At 71.1% G+C, this 15,709-nt stretch carries 8 protein-coding genes and 1 pseudogene; 5 read left to right on the top strand and 4 right to left on the bottom strand.

The annotated features are described in order from the left end of the window. Positions 1–50: 50 nt before the first annotated feature. The 5 genes and pseudogenes from glgX to fabV form a co-directional block, all read left to right on the top strand. A pseudogene (gene glgX, locus ALSL_RS08315) lies at positions 51–2,132 on the top strand (glycogen debranching protein GlgX); the annotation flags it as partial. A gap of 158 nt (positions 2,133–2,290) precedes the next feature. Continuing rightward, positions 2,291–4,060 (top strand): malto-oligosyltrehalose trehalohydrolase, encoded by a 1,770-nt coding sequence (treZ, locus tag ALSL_RS08310; RefSeq protein ID WP_126538201.1) that lies wholly within the window; start codon positions 2,291–2,293, stop codon positions 4,058–4,060. Continuing rightward, positions 4,057–6,150, top strand: a complete 2,094-nt coding sequence (malQ, locus tag ALSL_RS08305) for a 4-alpha-glucanotransferase (protein ID WP_126538199.1) — start codon at positions 4,057–4,059, stop codon at positions 6,148–6,150. The genes treZ and malQ overlap by 4 nt, the downstream gene beginning before the upstream one ends. Beyond that, a complete protein-coding gene (gene treY, locus ALSL_RS08300; RefSeq protein ID WP_126538197.1) occupies positions 6,147–8,825 on the top strand; it encodes a malto-oligosyltrehalose synthase in 2,679 nt (892 codons plus the stop codon). The genes malQ and treY overlap by 4 nt, the downstream gene beginning before the upstream one ends. A 225-nt stretch (positions 8,826–9,050) precedes the next feature. Then, positions 9,051–10,256 carry an enoyl-ACP reductase FabV gene (gene fabV, locus ALSL_RS08295; RefSeq protein ID WP_126538195.1) on the top strand — a complete coding sequence of 402 codons (1,206 nt, stop codon included), beginning with the start codon at positions 9,051–9,053 and terminating at the stop codon, positions 10,254–10,256. 3 nt (positions 10,257–10,259) lie between these two features. On the opposite strand, the gene ALSL_RS08290 is transcribed toward fabV, so the two are convergent. From ALSL_RS08290 to ALSL_RS08275, 4 genes are all read right to left on the bottom strand, one after another. Next, entirely contained in the window at positions 10,260–12,059 is a 1,800-nt protein-coding gene (locus tag ALSL_RS08290; RefSeq protein ID WP_126538193.1) for an ABC transporter transmembrane domain-containing protein, read from the bottom strand. Continuing rightward, positions 12,056–14,059 carry an OPT family oligopeptide transporter gene (locus ALSL_RS08285; protein WP_231700195.1) on the bottom strand — a complete coding sequence of 668 codons (2,004 nt, stop codon included), beginning with the start codon at positions 14,057–14,059 and terminating at the stop codon, positions 12,056–12,058. Before ALSL_RS08285 ends, ALSL_RS08290 begins: the two co-directional genes overlap by 4 nt. 99 nt (positions 14,060–14,158) lie before the next feature. After that, positions 14,159–14,803, bottom strand: a complete 645-nt coding sequence (locus ALSL_RS08280) for an IMPACT family protein (protein WP_126538191.1) — start codon at positions 14,801–14,803, stop codon at positions 14,159–14,161. Continuing rightward, positions 14,788–15,588, bottom strand: a complete 801-nt coding sequence (locus ALSL_RS08275; RefSeq protein WP_126538189.1) for a DODA-type extradiol aromatic ring-opening family dioxygenase — start codon at positions 15,586–15,588, stop codon at positions 14,788–14,790. The genes ALSL_RS08280 and ALSL_RS08275 overlap by 16 nt, the downstream gene beginning before the upstream one ends. Between the last annotated feature and the right edge of the window lie 121 nt (positions 15,589–15,709).

Raw genomic sequence — 15,709 nt, 5'->3', positions numbered from 1 at the left:
GCGGTCCGCGCGCCGCGTCCTGCAGACCCGCCACAGGGAGGCCACTTCCGATGCCCAATCCGCCCAACCGCATGCTGCCGGGCTCGCCCTATCCGCTCGGTGCGCGCTTCGACGGTGTCGGCACCAACTTCGCCGTCTTCTCGGCCCATGCCGAACGCATCGAGCTGTGCCTGTTCGACCCTTCCGGGCGCCGCGAGATCGGCCGCTACACGCTGCCCGAATGTACCGACGAGATCTGGCACGGCTACCTGCCGCGCGTCTTGCCCGGCCAGCTCTACGGCTATCGCGCGCACGGCCCCTATGCGCCCGAGCAGGGGCATCGCTTCAATGCGCACAAGCTGCTGCTCGATCCCTACGCGCGCCGGATCGCCGGCCATCTGCACTGGTCGGACGTGCTGCACGGCTACCGCGTGGCCTCGCCGCGGGCCGATCTTTCCTTCGACCGTCGCGACAGCGCCATGGCGATGCCCAAGGCGGTGGTGGTCGACGAACTGCCCTGGAACGAGGACCGCCTGCAACGGCCGCGCACGCCCTGGGGCCGCACGGTCATCTACGAGGCCCACGTCAAGGGGCTGACGCGCAGCATGGAGCACGTGCGCCCCAACGAGCGCGGGACCTTCCTCGCGCTGTCCGATCCGCATCTCATCGATCACCTGCTCCGGCTCGGCATCACTGCGGTGGAGCTGCTGCCGATCCACGCCTTCGTGCAGGACCGTCGGCTGGTCGAGCTCAAGCTGCGCAACTACTGGGGCTACAACACGCTGGCCTTCTTCGCCCCCGAGCCCGGCTATCTCGCCGAAGGCGAGCTCGGCGAGATCCGCACCGCCGTGCAGGCGCTGCATGCGGCCGGCATCGAGGTGATCCTCGACGTGGTCTACAACCACACCGCCGAGGGCAGCGAGCTCGGCACCACGCTGTGTTTCCGCGGCCTGGACAACGCCAGCTACTACCGCCTGCTGCCGGACAACCCGCGCCACTGCATCAACGACACCGGCACCGGCAACACGCTCAACACCGCGCACCCCAGGGTGCTGCAGATGGTGATGGATTCGCTGCGTTACTGGGCGTCCACCTTCGGCATCGACGGCTTCCGTTTCGACCTCGGCGTCAGCCTGGGCCGCGAAGCGCACGGTTTCGACCCATGCAGCGGCCTGTTCGACGCGATCCGCCAGGACCCGGTGCTGAATCGGGTGAAGCTGATCTCCGAGCCCTGGGACGTCGGCCCGGGCGGCTATCAGCTCGGCAACCATCCGCCGGGCTTTGCCGAATGGAACGGCAGGTTCCGCGACGACGTGCGGCGCTTCTGGCGCGGCGACCCGGGCCTGCGCGGTGCGCTCGCCGGCCGTCTGCAGGCTTCGGCGGAGCTCTTCAACCACCAGCACCGGCGGCCGTGGGCCTCGGTCAATTACGTCACCGCGCACGACGGCTTCACGCTCGAGGACCTGGTCAGCTACAACCACAAGCACAACGAGGCCAACGGCGAGGACAACCGCGACGGCGCCGACGACAACTACAGCTACAACCACGGCGTGGAAGGGCCCAGCGACGATCCGGTCATCCGCGCCGCACGCGACCGCACCAAGCAGGCGCTGCTGGCCACCCTCTTGTGCGCGCACGGCACGCCGATGCTGCTCGGCGGCGACGAGTTCGGTCGCAGCCAGCGTGGCAACAACAACGCCTACTGCCAGGACAACGAAATATCCTGGTTCGACTGGGATCTGGCCCGTTCGCCGGCGGGCGAGGCACTGACCGCCTACGTGGCCCGCCTGGTCCGGCTGCGGCACGAGCATCCCAGCCTGCGCGCGGAGCATTTCATGCACGATGGCGCCGACCTGCTGCCCGGTCTGCCGCCGATCAGCTGGATGGACGAGCGCGGGCTGGTCATGCAGCAGAGCGACTGGGACTACGCCGAAGGCCGCCGGCTGGTGCTGCGCCGCGCCGTCCCGGTCACGGCGGAGCGGCTGGACGTCACCATGCTGCTGATCAACGGCACCGGCGAGCCGCATACCTTCGTGCTGCCGGCCCCGAGCCTGGACTGGCAGCTGTGCGTGGACAGCTCGCAGCCGGCCGCCACCGGCCGCGCCGTGACTGGCGAAACCCTCGAGGTGCCGGCGCACGGCGTATGCCTGCTCACCGCCGCACCGACGCTGCCTGGCGAGGAGACCTCGCGTCGTCTGCGCAACCACGGATCATCCGAGCCCGCGCACACGCCATCCGCACAGTCGACCGGCGAAGATCGGCCCGAACCGCCGCCCCCCGCGGCGGCGCCCGCTCCCGCCCAGACGACCTCATGACCACGCATTTTCGCCACGCCATGCCCTTCGGGGCCGAACTGCAACCCGGTGGGGAGACCCGTTTCCGGCTATGGGCGCCGGACGTCGCCCAGGTCGAGCTCGAACTCGACAGCGGCGAGCGGGTGCCGATGCAGGCGATCGGCGAAGGCTGGCATGCCTGCCGTCACCGGGCGCCGGCCGGCACCGGCTACCGCTACCGGGTGCGGCCCGATCTCTTGGTGCCGGACCCGGCCTCGCGGCTGCAGGCCGGCGGTGACGTGCACGGGTCGAGCGTCGTGGTCGATCCGGTCGCCTATGCCTGGCAGCATCCCGAGTGGCGCGGCCGGCCGTGGCGCGAGGCGGTGGTCTACGAACTGCACGTGGGCCTGTTCGGCGGCTTCAATGGGGTGCGCGAGGCGCTGCCCAGGCTGCGCGAGCTCGGTGTCACCGCGATCGAGCTGATGCCGATCGCGCAGTTTCCGGGCACCCGCAACTGGGGCTACGACGGCGTGCTGCCCTACGCGCCGGCGGCGGTCTACGGCACGCCCGATGAATTGAAGGCGCTGGTCGATGCCGCGCACGGTCTCGGCCTCATGCTCATCCTCGACGTCGTCTACAACCATTTCGGGCCGGACGGCAATTATCTCGGTCAATACGCATCGGCCTTTTTCCGCGACGATGGCCCGCACACGCCCTGGGGCGCGGCGATCAACGTCGGGCTGCAGCCGGTCGGCGACTTCTTCCTGCACAACGCGCTGTACTGGCTGCAGGAATACCGCTTCGACGGCCTGCGCCTGGACGCGGTGCACGCGATCGGCCATCCCGATTGGCTGTCCGCCTTCGCCCGCCACATACGCATGGCGATCACCGACCGCCAGGTGCATCTCGTCCTGGAAAACGAGGCCAACCAGGCGCACCTGCTCGGCGCGGGTCGCTTCGATGCGCAGTGGAACGACGACTTCCACAACGCGCTGCACGTGCTGCTCACCGGCGAGCAAGCCGGCTATTACGGTGCCTATGCCGACGATCCGCTCGGCCATCTGCGCCGCTGCCTGGCCGAAGGCTTCGCCTGGCAGGGCGAGGCGATGCGCGGCAAACCCCGCGGCGAGCCCAGCGCCGGTCTGTCGCCGCTGTGCTTCGTCGATTTCCTGCAGAACCACGACCAGGTCGGCAACCGCGCGCTCGGCGAACGCTTGACCACGCTGGTCGATGCCCCGCGGGTGGAGGCCGCGCTCGCCCTGCTGCTGCTGACGCCCGCGGTGCCGCTGTTGTTCATGGGCGAGGAATGGGGCAGCCGCACGCCGTTCCTGTTCTTCACCGACTATCAGCAGGAAGCGTTGCGCACCGCGGTACGCGAGGGGCGGCGCAAGGAATTCGCCGAGTTCTCCGCCTTCAGCGGTGAGGCGGTGCCAGACCCCAACGATCCGGCCACTTTCGAGCGCTCGCGGCCGGACCCGGCCGAGGCGTGCAGCGCGCAGGGCCAGGCGCGGCTGGCGCAGGTCCGGCGGCTGCTCGAGCTGCGCCATCGCCATCTGGTGCCGCACCTGGAGCAGACCCATGCGCTGGGCGCCCGCACGCTCGGGCGCGCCGCCTTGCGTGCGCACTGGCAGCTCGGTCCGCAGCGGCTCAGCGTCTACAGCAATCTCGGCACCGAGGATCTCGCCCTGGTCGGCGATCCGCCGCCGGCGGTGAACTGGCTGCACGGCGATCCGGCCGCGATCACGGCCTTCATCCACGGCCGCCTGCCTGCGGCCACGACCCTGGTCTTTCTGGAACCGGCGACATGAACGATTTCGACGCAGGCGTCGCAGCGCTGGCCGAGGCTGCCGGCATCGACGTGCACTGGCGCGATGCCAACGACCAGCCGCAGGTGGTCGCCCTGCCCACCTTGCAGGCCGTGCTGGCCGCCTTCGGTCTGCCCTGCGGCGACCCTTACGAACTCGAGGCCAGTTTCGCCCGGCTGCAGCAGACGCGCGCCGCGCATGCCCTGCCGGTGCTCGCGGTGAGCGATGCCGGCGGCCGGCTGGCGGTGCCCGGAAGCGGCGCCGCGCGGCGTTGGCGCATCGAGGACGAGCAGGGCGCCGTAGTCGGGGAAGGCCGGCTCGAAGCCGGCGAGCATCAGCTGCCGATGCCGGCCCGGCCCGGCTATTACCGTCTGCTGCTCGACGAGGAGTCCTGCCAGCTCGCCCTCGCGCCGCCGCGCGCCTTCGGCGTGGCGGACATCGCCGGCCGGCGCAGACCCTGGGGCATGGCCACGCAACTGGCCAGCCTGCGCCGACCCAACGACGGCGGCCTCGGTGACTTCACCGCGCTGGAAATGGCCGCCCGTGCCGCCGCCGCGCAGGGTGCCGACGCCATCACCATCAGCCCGATCCATGCGCTGTTCGCCGCCGAACCGGAGCGCTACAGCCCGTATGCGCCGTCCAGCCGGCTGTTCCTCAACCCGCTCTACGTCGATCCGGCCACCATCTGCGGGGTGGACACCCTGCGCCGGCTGGCCGATGCGCACAACCTGCGCCAGGAACTGGCCGAGCTCGAATGGCTGGAGCTGATCGACTGGCCGCGCGCGGCGCATGCGCGGATGACCCTGCTGCGCGAGCTTTTCCAGGGTTTCTCGATCGACTCGGCGCACAACCGCGAGTTCCAGGCTTTCCGTGACGCGCACGGCGAACCGCTGGAACGGCATGCCCGTTTCGAGGCCCTGCACGGCTATTTCCGCGCCCATCACGGCACCAGTGGCTGGCAGGCTTGGCCGGCGGCCTATCACGACCCGGCCAGCCCGGCGGTGGCCGAGTTCGCCCGTCAGCACGTCACTGATGTGACCTTCCACGCCTTCCTGCAGTGGCTGGCCACGCGCGCGCTGGCGGCGACGCAGCGCGCGACGCGCGAGGCCGGCATGGGTATCGGCCTCATCACCGACCTGGCCGTCGGCAGCGATGCCGGCGGCAGCCAGGCCTGGAGCCACCAGGACGAGATGCTGCGCGGCCTGTCGATCGGCGCGCCGCCCGATCTGCTCAACCGCAACGGTCAGGACTGGGGGCTCACCACCTTCTCGCCGCTCGGCCTCGAGCGCAGCGGCTTTGCCGGCTACCTGGCCATGTTGCGCGCGGCGCTGGCGCATGCCGGCGGCGTGCGCATCGATCACGTGCTCGGTCTCAAGCGCCTGTGGCTGGTGCCGCACGGCGCCGGCGCGACCGAGGGCGCCTACGTGCGCTATCCGCTGGACAGCCTGCTGCGGCTGCTGGCGCTGGAATCCCACCGTGCCCGCGCCATCGTGGTCGGCGAGGATCTGGGCACGGTCCCGGCGGATTTCCGCGAGCGCATCGCCGAGGCCGGCGTGCTCGGCATCCGCGTGCTGTGGTTCGAGCGCGCGCAGGACCGCGGCTTCATCGCGCCGCAATACTGGTCGCCGGCGGCCATGGCGACGACCAGCACGCACGACGTGCCGACCGTGGCCGGCTGGTGGAGCGGACGCGACATCGAATGGCGCGCCCGTGCCGGCCTGGCCGAGCCGGGCGTGGACGAGACGGCTGAGCGCGCGGTCGATCGCGGCCGGCTGTGGCGCGCCTTGTGCGCCTCCGGGGCCGCGGCGGTGGCGGTGGAGGCGCCCGACGAACATCGCCCGCCGCCGCCTGAGGATGGCGCGACCGTGGCCATCGCCGCGGTCGCCCACGTCGCCCGCACACCGGCGCCGCTGGTGGTGATCCCGGCGGAGGACCTGCTCGCCGTACCCGAGCAACCCAACTTGCCCGGGCCCACCGACGCGGTGCACCCGAACTGGCGCCGCCGCCTGCCGGAAAGCGCGGCCAAGCTGCTGGACGGCTCGGTGGCGCAGGCCTGCTGCCGGGCGCTCGAAGAGGCACGGAGGCCCGCATGAATCCCGTTCCGCATCCGCCGCGCGCGCTGGCGAGGCTGCAGTTCCATGCCGGCTTCACCCTGGACGATGCCGCCGCCCGCGTCGACTACTACGCCGATCTCGGCGTGAGCCATCTGTACGCATCGCCGCTGCTCACCGCCCGCCCGGGCTCGATGCACGGCTACGACGTCATCGACTGCCACCGGATCAATCCGGAGGTCGGCGGCGAGGACGCCCTGCGCCGGCTGGTGGCGCGTCTGCGCGCACGCGGCATGGGCCTGGTGCTGGACATCGTGCCCAACCACATGTTCGCCGGCGTCGGCAACGCCTGGTGGATGGACGTGCTCGCCCACGGCCGCACCAGCCGCTATGCCGGCTATTTCGACATCGACTGGCGCAGCCCCGACCCGCTCGTGCGCGGCCGCGTGCTGCTGCCGATCCTGGGCAAGCCCTATGCCGAATCCCTGCGCGCGGGCGAGGTGCGGCTGGACCACGACGCCGACACTGGCGCTTTCGTGCTCAAGGTTTACGACAACGCGCTGCCGCTCGCGCCCGAGACGCAGGCGCCCCTGCGCGCCGCCGGCAGCGTCGCCCAGGTGCTCGCCGCCCACGCGGCGGGGCAGGGCGAGGAAGGGTTCGCCCGCCTGCACGCCCTGCTCGAGCGCCAGCACTACCGGCTCGCCCTGTGGAAGCTCGCCAGCGACAGCATCGACTACCGGCGCTTCTTCGACATCAACGAGCTGGTCGGCCTGCGCATGGAGCACACGCGCGTCTTCGAGGATGTCCACGCGCTGATCTTCAAGCTCTACGCGGAAGGCATGGTCGACGGCCTGCGCATCGACCACATCGACGGCCTGGCCGATCCGCACCGCTACTGCGGCCAGTTGCGCCGGGCCCTGTATCGGCTCGAGCGCCAGCGCCCGCCCGGCGCGCCGCGCGGTCCGGCCTACGTGGTGGTGGAGAAGATCCTCGCCGAAGGCGAGCACCTGCGTCCGGAATGGCGGGTCGACGGCACCACCGGCTACGAGTTCATGGACCAGGTCTCCGCCCTGCTGCACGACGCCGCCGGCGCCGGCGTGCTGGACGGCCTGTGGCAGTCCATCAGCGGCGAGCGGACCGGCTTTGCCGACATGGCGCACGCCGCGCGCCGGCAGATCCTGATCGACAGTTTCGAGGCCGAGCTCGACCGCACCGCGCGCGCCCTGTTCGGCGCCGCGCGGGCCGAGCTCGACAGCCGTGACGTCAGCCTGGCGGCGATCCGCCGCGTGCTGGTCGAGGTGCTGGTGCATTTCCCGGTCTATCGCACCTATGCCGGCGTGCTCGGCCGCGATGCCATGGACGACAAGGTCTTCGGCATCGCCTGCGCCGGGGCCCGCCGCACGGTGCGCCTGGAGGATCGCGAGCTGCTCGAACAGGTGACGGTGTGGCTTGGCGGCCAGGCACCGCGCAGCCTGCCGCCCGGGCCGGTGCGGCAGGCACGGGCGCGGGCGATGACCATCTTCCAGCAGGCGACCTCGCCGATGGCGGCCAAGGCGGTCGAGGACACCGCCTGCTACCGCTACGGCCGGCTGCTCTCGCGCAACGAAGTCGGCGCCGATGCCGGCCGCCTCGGCCTTCCGGTGGCGGACTTCCATGCCCGTTGCGTCGAGCGTCAGGCCAGCCATCCGCACAATCTGCTGGCCACCGCCACCCACGACCACAAGCGCGGCGAGGACACCCGCGTGCGCCTGGCGGTGCTCTCGCAGCCGGCGGCGGCCGCCGCCTGGGCCGAAGTGGTGACGCGCTGGCGCAGCCGGCACGCCGGCTTGCGCGTGCAGACCGAGGTCGGCATGGCGCCGTCGGCCGCCGACGAGTACATGCTCTACCAGACCCTGGTCGGCGCCTGGCCGCCGCAACTCGACCCGGCCGATGCACCGGCGCTGCAGGCCTTTGCCGAGCGCATCGCCGCCTGGCAGCGCAAGGCCCTGCGCGAGGCCAAGCGGCGCACGCGCTGGACCGTGCCCAACGAACCCTACGAAGACGCCTGCGACGCCTTCCTCGCCGCCTTGCTGGCGCCGGCGCAGGGGTTCGTCGCCGAGCTTGCCGCCTTCGTCGCGCGCATCGCCGCCGCCGGCGCCGCCAATGGTCTGGTCCAGACCGCGCTCAGGCTCACCACGCCCGGCATTCCCGACACCTACCAGGGCACCGACTACTGGGACTTCAGCCTGGTCGATCCGGACAACCGCCGTCCGGTGGATTTCGACCGTCGCCAGTCATCGCTCGCCCGCCACGCCGACTGGGGGGCGCTGCTCGCCAGCTGGCGCGATGGCGCGCTCAAGCAGCGCCTGCTGCACGAACTCTTGCAGCTGCGCGCGCGCCATCCGGCGCTGTTCGCCGGCGGCGACTACCGGCCGCTCGCGGTCGCCACCGCGGAGGACGAGCCGGGGCGACTCATCGCCTTCGCCCGCGGCTGGCGCGGCCGCGCGGTGATCGTGCTCGCCTTGCGACACACCGCGCCGGTGCTGCTCGATGCCGAATCGCCGCGCTGGAGCGCCGCCGGCACCGCCGCGCTGCTGCCCGCCGACACCCGCATCCAGGGCGTTCCGGCCGGGATGTATCGCAACGTCCTGGGCGACCGCCACGCCGAGGTCGAGGGACCGCTCGACCCTGCCGACTGGCTCGATCCCCTGCCGGTGGCCGTGCTCGAGGCGGTCTAGCGCAAAGCCCACCGCGCGGCGCTCGGCGCCATCGACCGAAGCCGCGTGCCCATCGAGGCTTCGCCCATGGCGTGCGGGCCTGCCGCGTGGCCGTGCGCTTTCGGCCTTGCACCATCGTCCCGAGTGGCGATCGCCCGGCGCGACCGCTGTAGGCCGGCTGCCGGTAGCGGTTAGACTTGCGCGCTTGTCGTCATCCCTTTTCCTGACAACGGCGGAGACTTGCGCGTGATCATCCATCCCAAGGTACGCGGCTTCATCTGCACCACCGCCCATCCGGTGGGCTGCGAGCGCAACGTGCTGGAACAGATCGACATCACCCGCGCCCAGGGCGGCCTCGGCGCCGGACCCAAGCGCGTGCTGGTGATCGGCGCCTCGACCGGCTATGGCCTGGCCTCGCGCATCACCGCCGCCTTCGGCTATGGCGCGGCCACGCTCGGGGTGTTTTTCGAAAAGCCCTCCAGCCTGACCAAGACCGGCACCGCCGGCTGGTATAACGCCGCCGCCTTCGATGCCTACGCCAAGCAGGCCGGGCTGTACAGCCGCTCGATCAACGCCGACGCCTTCGCCGACGCCACCCGCGAGCAGGCGATCGAACTCATCCGCCGCGAGATGGGCGGCCCGATCGATCTCGTGGTCTATTCGCTGGCCTCGCCGGTGCGCAAGCTGCCGGACAGCGGCGAGGTGGTGCGTTCGGCGATCAAGCCGATCGGCGCGCCGTTCACCGCGACCTCGATCGACACCAACCGCGACAGCGTGGTCGAGGTGACTGTCGAGCCGGCCACCGAGAAAGAGATCGAGGACACCGTCAAGGTGATGGGCGGGGAAGACTGGGCGCTGTGGATCGACGCGCTCGCCGCCGCCGGCCTGCTGGCGCCGCGGGCAGTCACGCTCGCCTACAGCTACGTCGGCACCTCGATCACCTGGCCGATCTACTGGCACGGCACGCTCGGCCGCGCCAAGCAGCATCTGGAAGCGACCGCGCGGGCGCTGGCCGCGCGCCATGCCGGGCTTGCCGCCTACGTCGGCGTGATGAAGTCGGTCGTGACCCAGGCCAGCGCGGCGATCCCGGTGATCCCGCTCTACGTCTCGCTGGTGTTCAAGGTGATGAAGGAGAAGGGGCTGCACGAGGGCACCATCGAGCAGGCCAACCGCCTGTTCCGCGATCGCCTGTACCGCCAGGACGGCGCGCCGCCGCCGACCGACGCCGAAGGCCGCCTGCGCCTGGACGACTGGGAATTGCGCGAGGACGTGCAGGAGGCGGTCAAGGCGCTGTGGCCCAAGGTCACCACCGAGAATCTCTACCAGCTCACCGATTACGCCGGCTACAAACACGACTTCCTGAAACTGTTCGGGTTCGGTCGCACGGACGTCGACTACGATGCCGACGTCGATGCCGACCGGCGCTTCGACGTCATCGAGCTGACCCCTTGAGGTTCAGGCCGCCGGCTGCGCGGTGAACTGCAGCCGGGCGAGTTCGGCATAGAGCCCGCCCTCGGCCAGCAGCGAGGCATGCGTGCCCTGCGCGACGATGCGCCCGCCGTCCATCACCACGATGCGGTCGGCGCGCTGCACGGTGGCCAGCCGGTGCGCGATGACCAGCGTGGTGCGGCCCGTCTCCAGCCGCGCCAGGGCCTGCTGGATCGCCGCCTCGGACTGCGCATCCAGCGCCGAGGTGGCCTCGTCGAGCAACAGGATCGGCGCATCGCGCAGGATCGCCCGTGCAATGGCGATGCGCTGACGCTGACCGCCGGACAGGCGCACGCCGCGCTCGCCGAGCTCGGTGGCATAGCCCTGCGGCAGCGCCTCGATGAACTCGTGCGCCTCGGCGGCGCGGGCGGCTTCGCGCACGGCTTCGTCGCTCGCTTCCTGGCGACCGAAGCGGATGTTGTCGGCGACCGAGCCGGCGAAGATCGCCACGTCCTGCGGCACCAGCGCGATCGCCCCGCGCAGGTCGCGCAGCGCGAATCGGCGCAGGTCGATCCCGTCCAGCGTGATGTGTCCCCGCTGCGGGTCGTAGAAGCGCAGCAACAAGGCCAGCACGGTGCTCTTGCCGGCGCCGGAAGGACCGACCAGCGCCACCGTCTCGCCCGGCCGGATGGCGAGATCGAAATCGTGCACCGCCGGCGCCTCGGGCCGGGTCGGATAGTGAAAGCCGACCTGCGCGAACACCACCTCGCCGCGCAGCGGTCGCGGCAACGGCACCGGCGCCGGCGGGTCGGTGATCGACGGACGCTCGCCGAACAGTTCGCCGATCCGTTCCATCGCTCCGGCCGCGCGCAGCACGTCGCCCCACACTTCCGAAAGCCCCATCAGCGAGCCGGCCGAGAGGATCGCATAGACCACGAACTGCGCCAGCACGCCGGCATCCAGCGTGCCGGCCAGCACGTCGCGCGCCCCGGCCCACAGCACCAGGGCGATGGCGCCGAAGAACAGCGTGATCACCACCGCCGTCAGCACCGCGCGGGTGGCGATGCGCTGGCGTGCGGTGGCGAGTGCACGCATGATCGCCTGCGCGTAGCGGGCGCTCTCGATCGGCTCGCGCGCATAGGCCTTCACCGCGGTGGCGGCGTTGAGCGTCTCGTTGGCGATCGCGGCGGCATCGGCCAGGCGGTCCTGGCTCGCCCGCGAGAGCTTTTGCACGCGCCGGCCGAAGACGAGGATCGGCAAGACCACCGCCGGGATCACCAGCGCGGTGAGCCCGGCCAGCCGCGGGCTGGTCCACACCATCATCACCGTGGCGCCGACCAGCATCACCGCGCTGCGCAGTGCCACCGAGATGCCCGAGCCGACCAGCGCCTGCACCACCTCGGTGTCGGTGCCCAGGCGCGAGATCAGCTCGCCCACCCGGGTACGCTCGAAAAAACTCACGTCCAGCCCGATCACGTGCTCGTACAGCCTGGCGCGCAGGGCGGCCAGCGTGCGCTCGCCGAGCAGGCTGATGCAGTAGAAGCGCGCGGCGCTGGCGAAGGCCAGCACCAGCGCCACCGCGAACAGGCCGAGAAAGCTCGCGTTGATCGCCGCCGCGCTGGAGTTGCGGAAGCCGTGGTCGATCATCCGCCGCACGGTGGTCGGCAGCACCAGCGTGGCGGCGGAGGACAGCGCGAGGAACACCAGCCAGCCGACGAGCAGGCGACGCTGCGGCTGGACGAACGGCCACAGCCGGCGCAGCGAGCCGAGCCGGCGGGCCGGCGCATGCGCATCGGGAGGCGGCCGATCGCCGGGCGCGGACGTCATGTCCGGCCGGCCTGTCCGCGTATCGCCATGCGCCAGATCCAGCGATAGAGCGCGAACACCAGGCCGGCGAACACCGCCGCGCCGAGGAAGATCGCGGTATCGGCAAAGCCCGGGCCGACCAGCGCCAGCGGCGCGGCGCGGCCGGAGAAGGCCACCACCGCCGCGATCACCACGCCGATGATGCTCTCGCCCACGATCAGCCCGGAGGCGAGCAGCACGCCCAGCTGCCTAGTCGCCTCCGGCCTGGGGCTGCGCCCGGCACGGCGCTCGAAATACCAGCCGACCACGGCGCCGACCACCACCATCAGCGTGCTGCTGGTCGGCAGATAGATGCCGAGGCCCACGGCGAGCGGCGGCAGCCGCAGCTGTTTGGTCGTCCGTGCCAGCAGCGCGTCGAGCACGATCACGGCCACGCCGATCAGCGCGCCCACTTCGATCAGGCTCCAGTCGATGTCGCCCTGGATCACGCCGCGGCCCAGCGCGGAAATCAGCCCGGCCTGCGGCGCGGGCAGCGCGGATGGGCCGGCACCGGGCATGCCGGCGAAACCGTAGGCCTTGTTGACCAGGTCCAGCACCGGCGGAATCACCGCGGCGCCGGCGACCACGCCGATCACCAGCGCCACCTGCTGCTTCCACGGCGTGGCGTCGACCAGCTGGCCGGTCTTGAGATCCTGCAGATTGTTGTTGGCGATCGCGGCGACGGTGAACACCACCGAGGTGATGAACAGCGCGAAGGCCACCAGCGCCTTGCCCGCCTGCGCGTCGACGTGCGGCTTGACGAAGAGCACCAGCAGCAGCGCGGCGGCGATCACCACCAGGATGCCCACGCCCGAGAGCGGACTGTTGGACGAGCCGATCAGCCCTGCCATGTAGCCGCACACGGTGGAAACGAAAAACCCCATCAGCACGACGAAGGCGACGCCGCCGATCGCCAGCAGCATCGTGTGCTCGCCGAGGCCGCTGGTGCGGGCGAAATAGCCGAGCAGCCAGGCGATCGGCAGGAAACAGAGCAGGGTGATGAGGCCGACGATGCCGATCGGCAGGTCGCGCTCGGTGCGCGGCAGGCTGTCGGCGCGACCGGCCTTGCGCACGCGCGCGGCGGCCATCGCGCCGGACAGGCCGCCGATGACCGGCTTGACCAGTTTGGCCAGCGTCCAGATCGCCGACACGCCGATCGCGCCGGCACCGACGAAGCGCACCTTGTGGCTCCAGGTCGCCTGCGCCAGATCCGCCGCCGCGGTGGCAAGGTCACCGGCCAGCAGGGAATAGTGCGGCACGCCCCAGCCCCAGCCGATCAGCGCGCCGATCAGCATCGCGATGCCGACCGACAGCCCGACCAGATGGCCGATGGCGAACAGCGCGAACGACAGGCTGAGATCGAAGCCGCTCACCGCGCCGCGCCGGCCGAGCCGGAAATAGCCGACCACGTCGCTGGCGAAAACCTGCGTGGCCACCACCACCGCGAACACCGCCGACACCACCGCGCCCCCGACCACCGCGAACAGGCCGGCGCGGCTTTCCCCGGTGGCGTTGGTGCGCTCGTCGCCGCTGCCGACCTTGAGCACCTCGGCGCAGGCCACGCCTTCGGGATAGGGCAGGTCCGAGCCGGTGACCAGCGCGCGGCGCAGCGGGATGGAATACATCACGCCGAGCACGCCGCCGAGCGCGCACACCGCGAAGGAGATCCAGAACGGAAAGCCGCTCCACCAGCCGATCATGATCATGCCCGGCAGGACGAAGATGATCGAGGACAGCGTGCCGGCCGCCGAGGCGATCGTCTGCACGATGTTGTTTTCCTGGATGCTCGAATCGCGGAAACCGCGCAGCAGCGCCATCGACAGCACCGCCGCCGGAATCGAGGTGGCGAAGGTGAGCCCGGCCTTCAGGCCGAAGAACACGTTGGCGGCGGTGAACACCACGGTGATCACCACGCCGATGAGGATGCCGCGCAGGGTGAGTTCGGTGCGCTTCTGCGCGCTGTCGGCTGGACGATCGATCACGTGACTGCCCCTTTGTCGGATGAACCCCATCGGCATGCGTGCCGCGTGCACCGGCATGACGACGGGCGAGCATAGTGCACGCCTGGCCGCCGCGCAGGCTCAAGTCTGCGGCAGGTCGGCGTCCAGCGGAACGAGCGCGGCGCGACCGCGGCTGGCGTCGCGAATGCAGTCCTGCGCCGCTGCCACGAACGCGACGGGCAGGGCGAGTTCCAGCACGACGCCCTCGGCATCGAAGGTCTCCTGCCCGATCCTCGGAGCGAAGGCCTGGAGCCGTGCCTCGATCCGCGCCCAGGCATCGAACGGACAGCGCAGGTGCCATCGCGACCGGGTCACCTGCGGCACCCGCTCGGCCAGCCGCAGACAGGCGGCCGCGGCGCCGCCATAGGCCCGCGCCAGACCGCCGGCGCCGAGCTTGATGCCGCCGAACCAGCGGGCGACCACGACCAGCACGCCGTCCATCCGCTGGCCGTCGATGGCCATGAGGATCGGTCTGCCGGCGGTGCCGGCCGGTTCACCATCGTCATGAAAGCGGTACTGGTCGCCCAGGCGCCACGCCCAGCAATGATGGGTCGCCGACGGCTCGCGGATGCGCGCCAGCGCCGAGTGCGCTGCTTCCGGCGAGGCGATCGGGATGGCCTGGGCCAGGAAGCGGCTCTTCTTGATGTCCAAGATGTGCCGGGCAGGGGCGACCAAGGTGAACCGCTGGGGCGAGGTCTCCTGCACCGCATTCAGATCGGCGCACATGGGGCACCCCATGCGAACGCATCCATCGCCAGAATGCCGTAGCTGACCCCGCCGGGCAGATGCTGCATGGGTTCCTCCGGCGCGCTCGCACCGAAGGCGAACGGCAGCGGCAGGAAATGCTCCTCGGTGGGGTGCGCGCGCGTTGCCGCCGGCGCCAGGCGACGGTAATCGAGCAGACGGGGCAGGTCGCGCGCCGCCAGCACCGTGCGTATCCATTCGGCAAATCGGGACACGTAGGCGGCATCCTCCGCGCGTGCACCGACTTCGTAAATGTTGTGGGTGAGGCTGCCCGAGCCCACCAGCAGCACACCCTGCGCGCGCAGCGGTGCCAAGGCCTGTCCCATGCGCCAGGCACCGGCCGGATCCAGATCGGCCGGCATGGAGACCTGGATCACCGGCAGGCGCGGCTCCGGCAGGAGATGCAGCAAGGGCACCCAGGCGCCGTGGTCGCGGCCGCGGACCGGGTCGGGCTCGGCGGCAAAACCGACGGCGGTGAGCAGGCGACAGGCTTCCATGGCCAGGGCCGGGCTGCCGGGGGCCGGATAATCCAGGCGGTACAAGGGCTCCGGAAAGCCGCCGAAATCGTGCAGGGTCGCCGGTTGGGCGGCGGCCATGACGCGGACGCCGCGGGTCATCCAGTGCGGCGACAGCACCAGCACGGCGCGCAGATGACGCAAGTGCCTGCCGAGCGCGGCCAGCCGCGCGCCGATCGCCCCCGGCGCCAGGGCGAACGTGGGCGCGCCGTGTGAGATGAACAGGGCCGGAGCCGTGGTATCGGCAGACATGTGAGGCAATATACCGTCCCGCTTCCGCTGGCGGCATCGCTGCTGCCGCGGCATCCGCTGGCGGTTTGATGCGGATCAACATGCATCCCGGACCATCACGGCATGCTGCCTGCGAGTCAAC

This window comes from Aerosticca soli (genome assembly GCF_003967035.1).
GTDB lineage: Bacteria > Pseudomonadota > Gammaproteobacteria > Xanthomonadales > Rhodanobacteraceae > Aerosticca > Aerosticca soli.
Note: the sequence above shows the minus strand (reverse complement) of the source record. Positions and strands in the feature narration are given on the sequence as shown.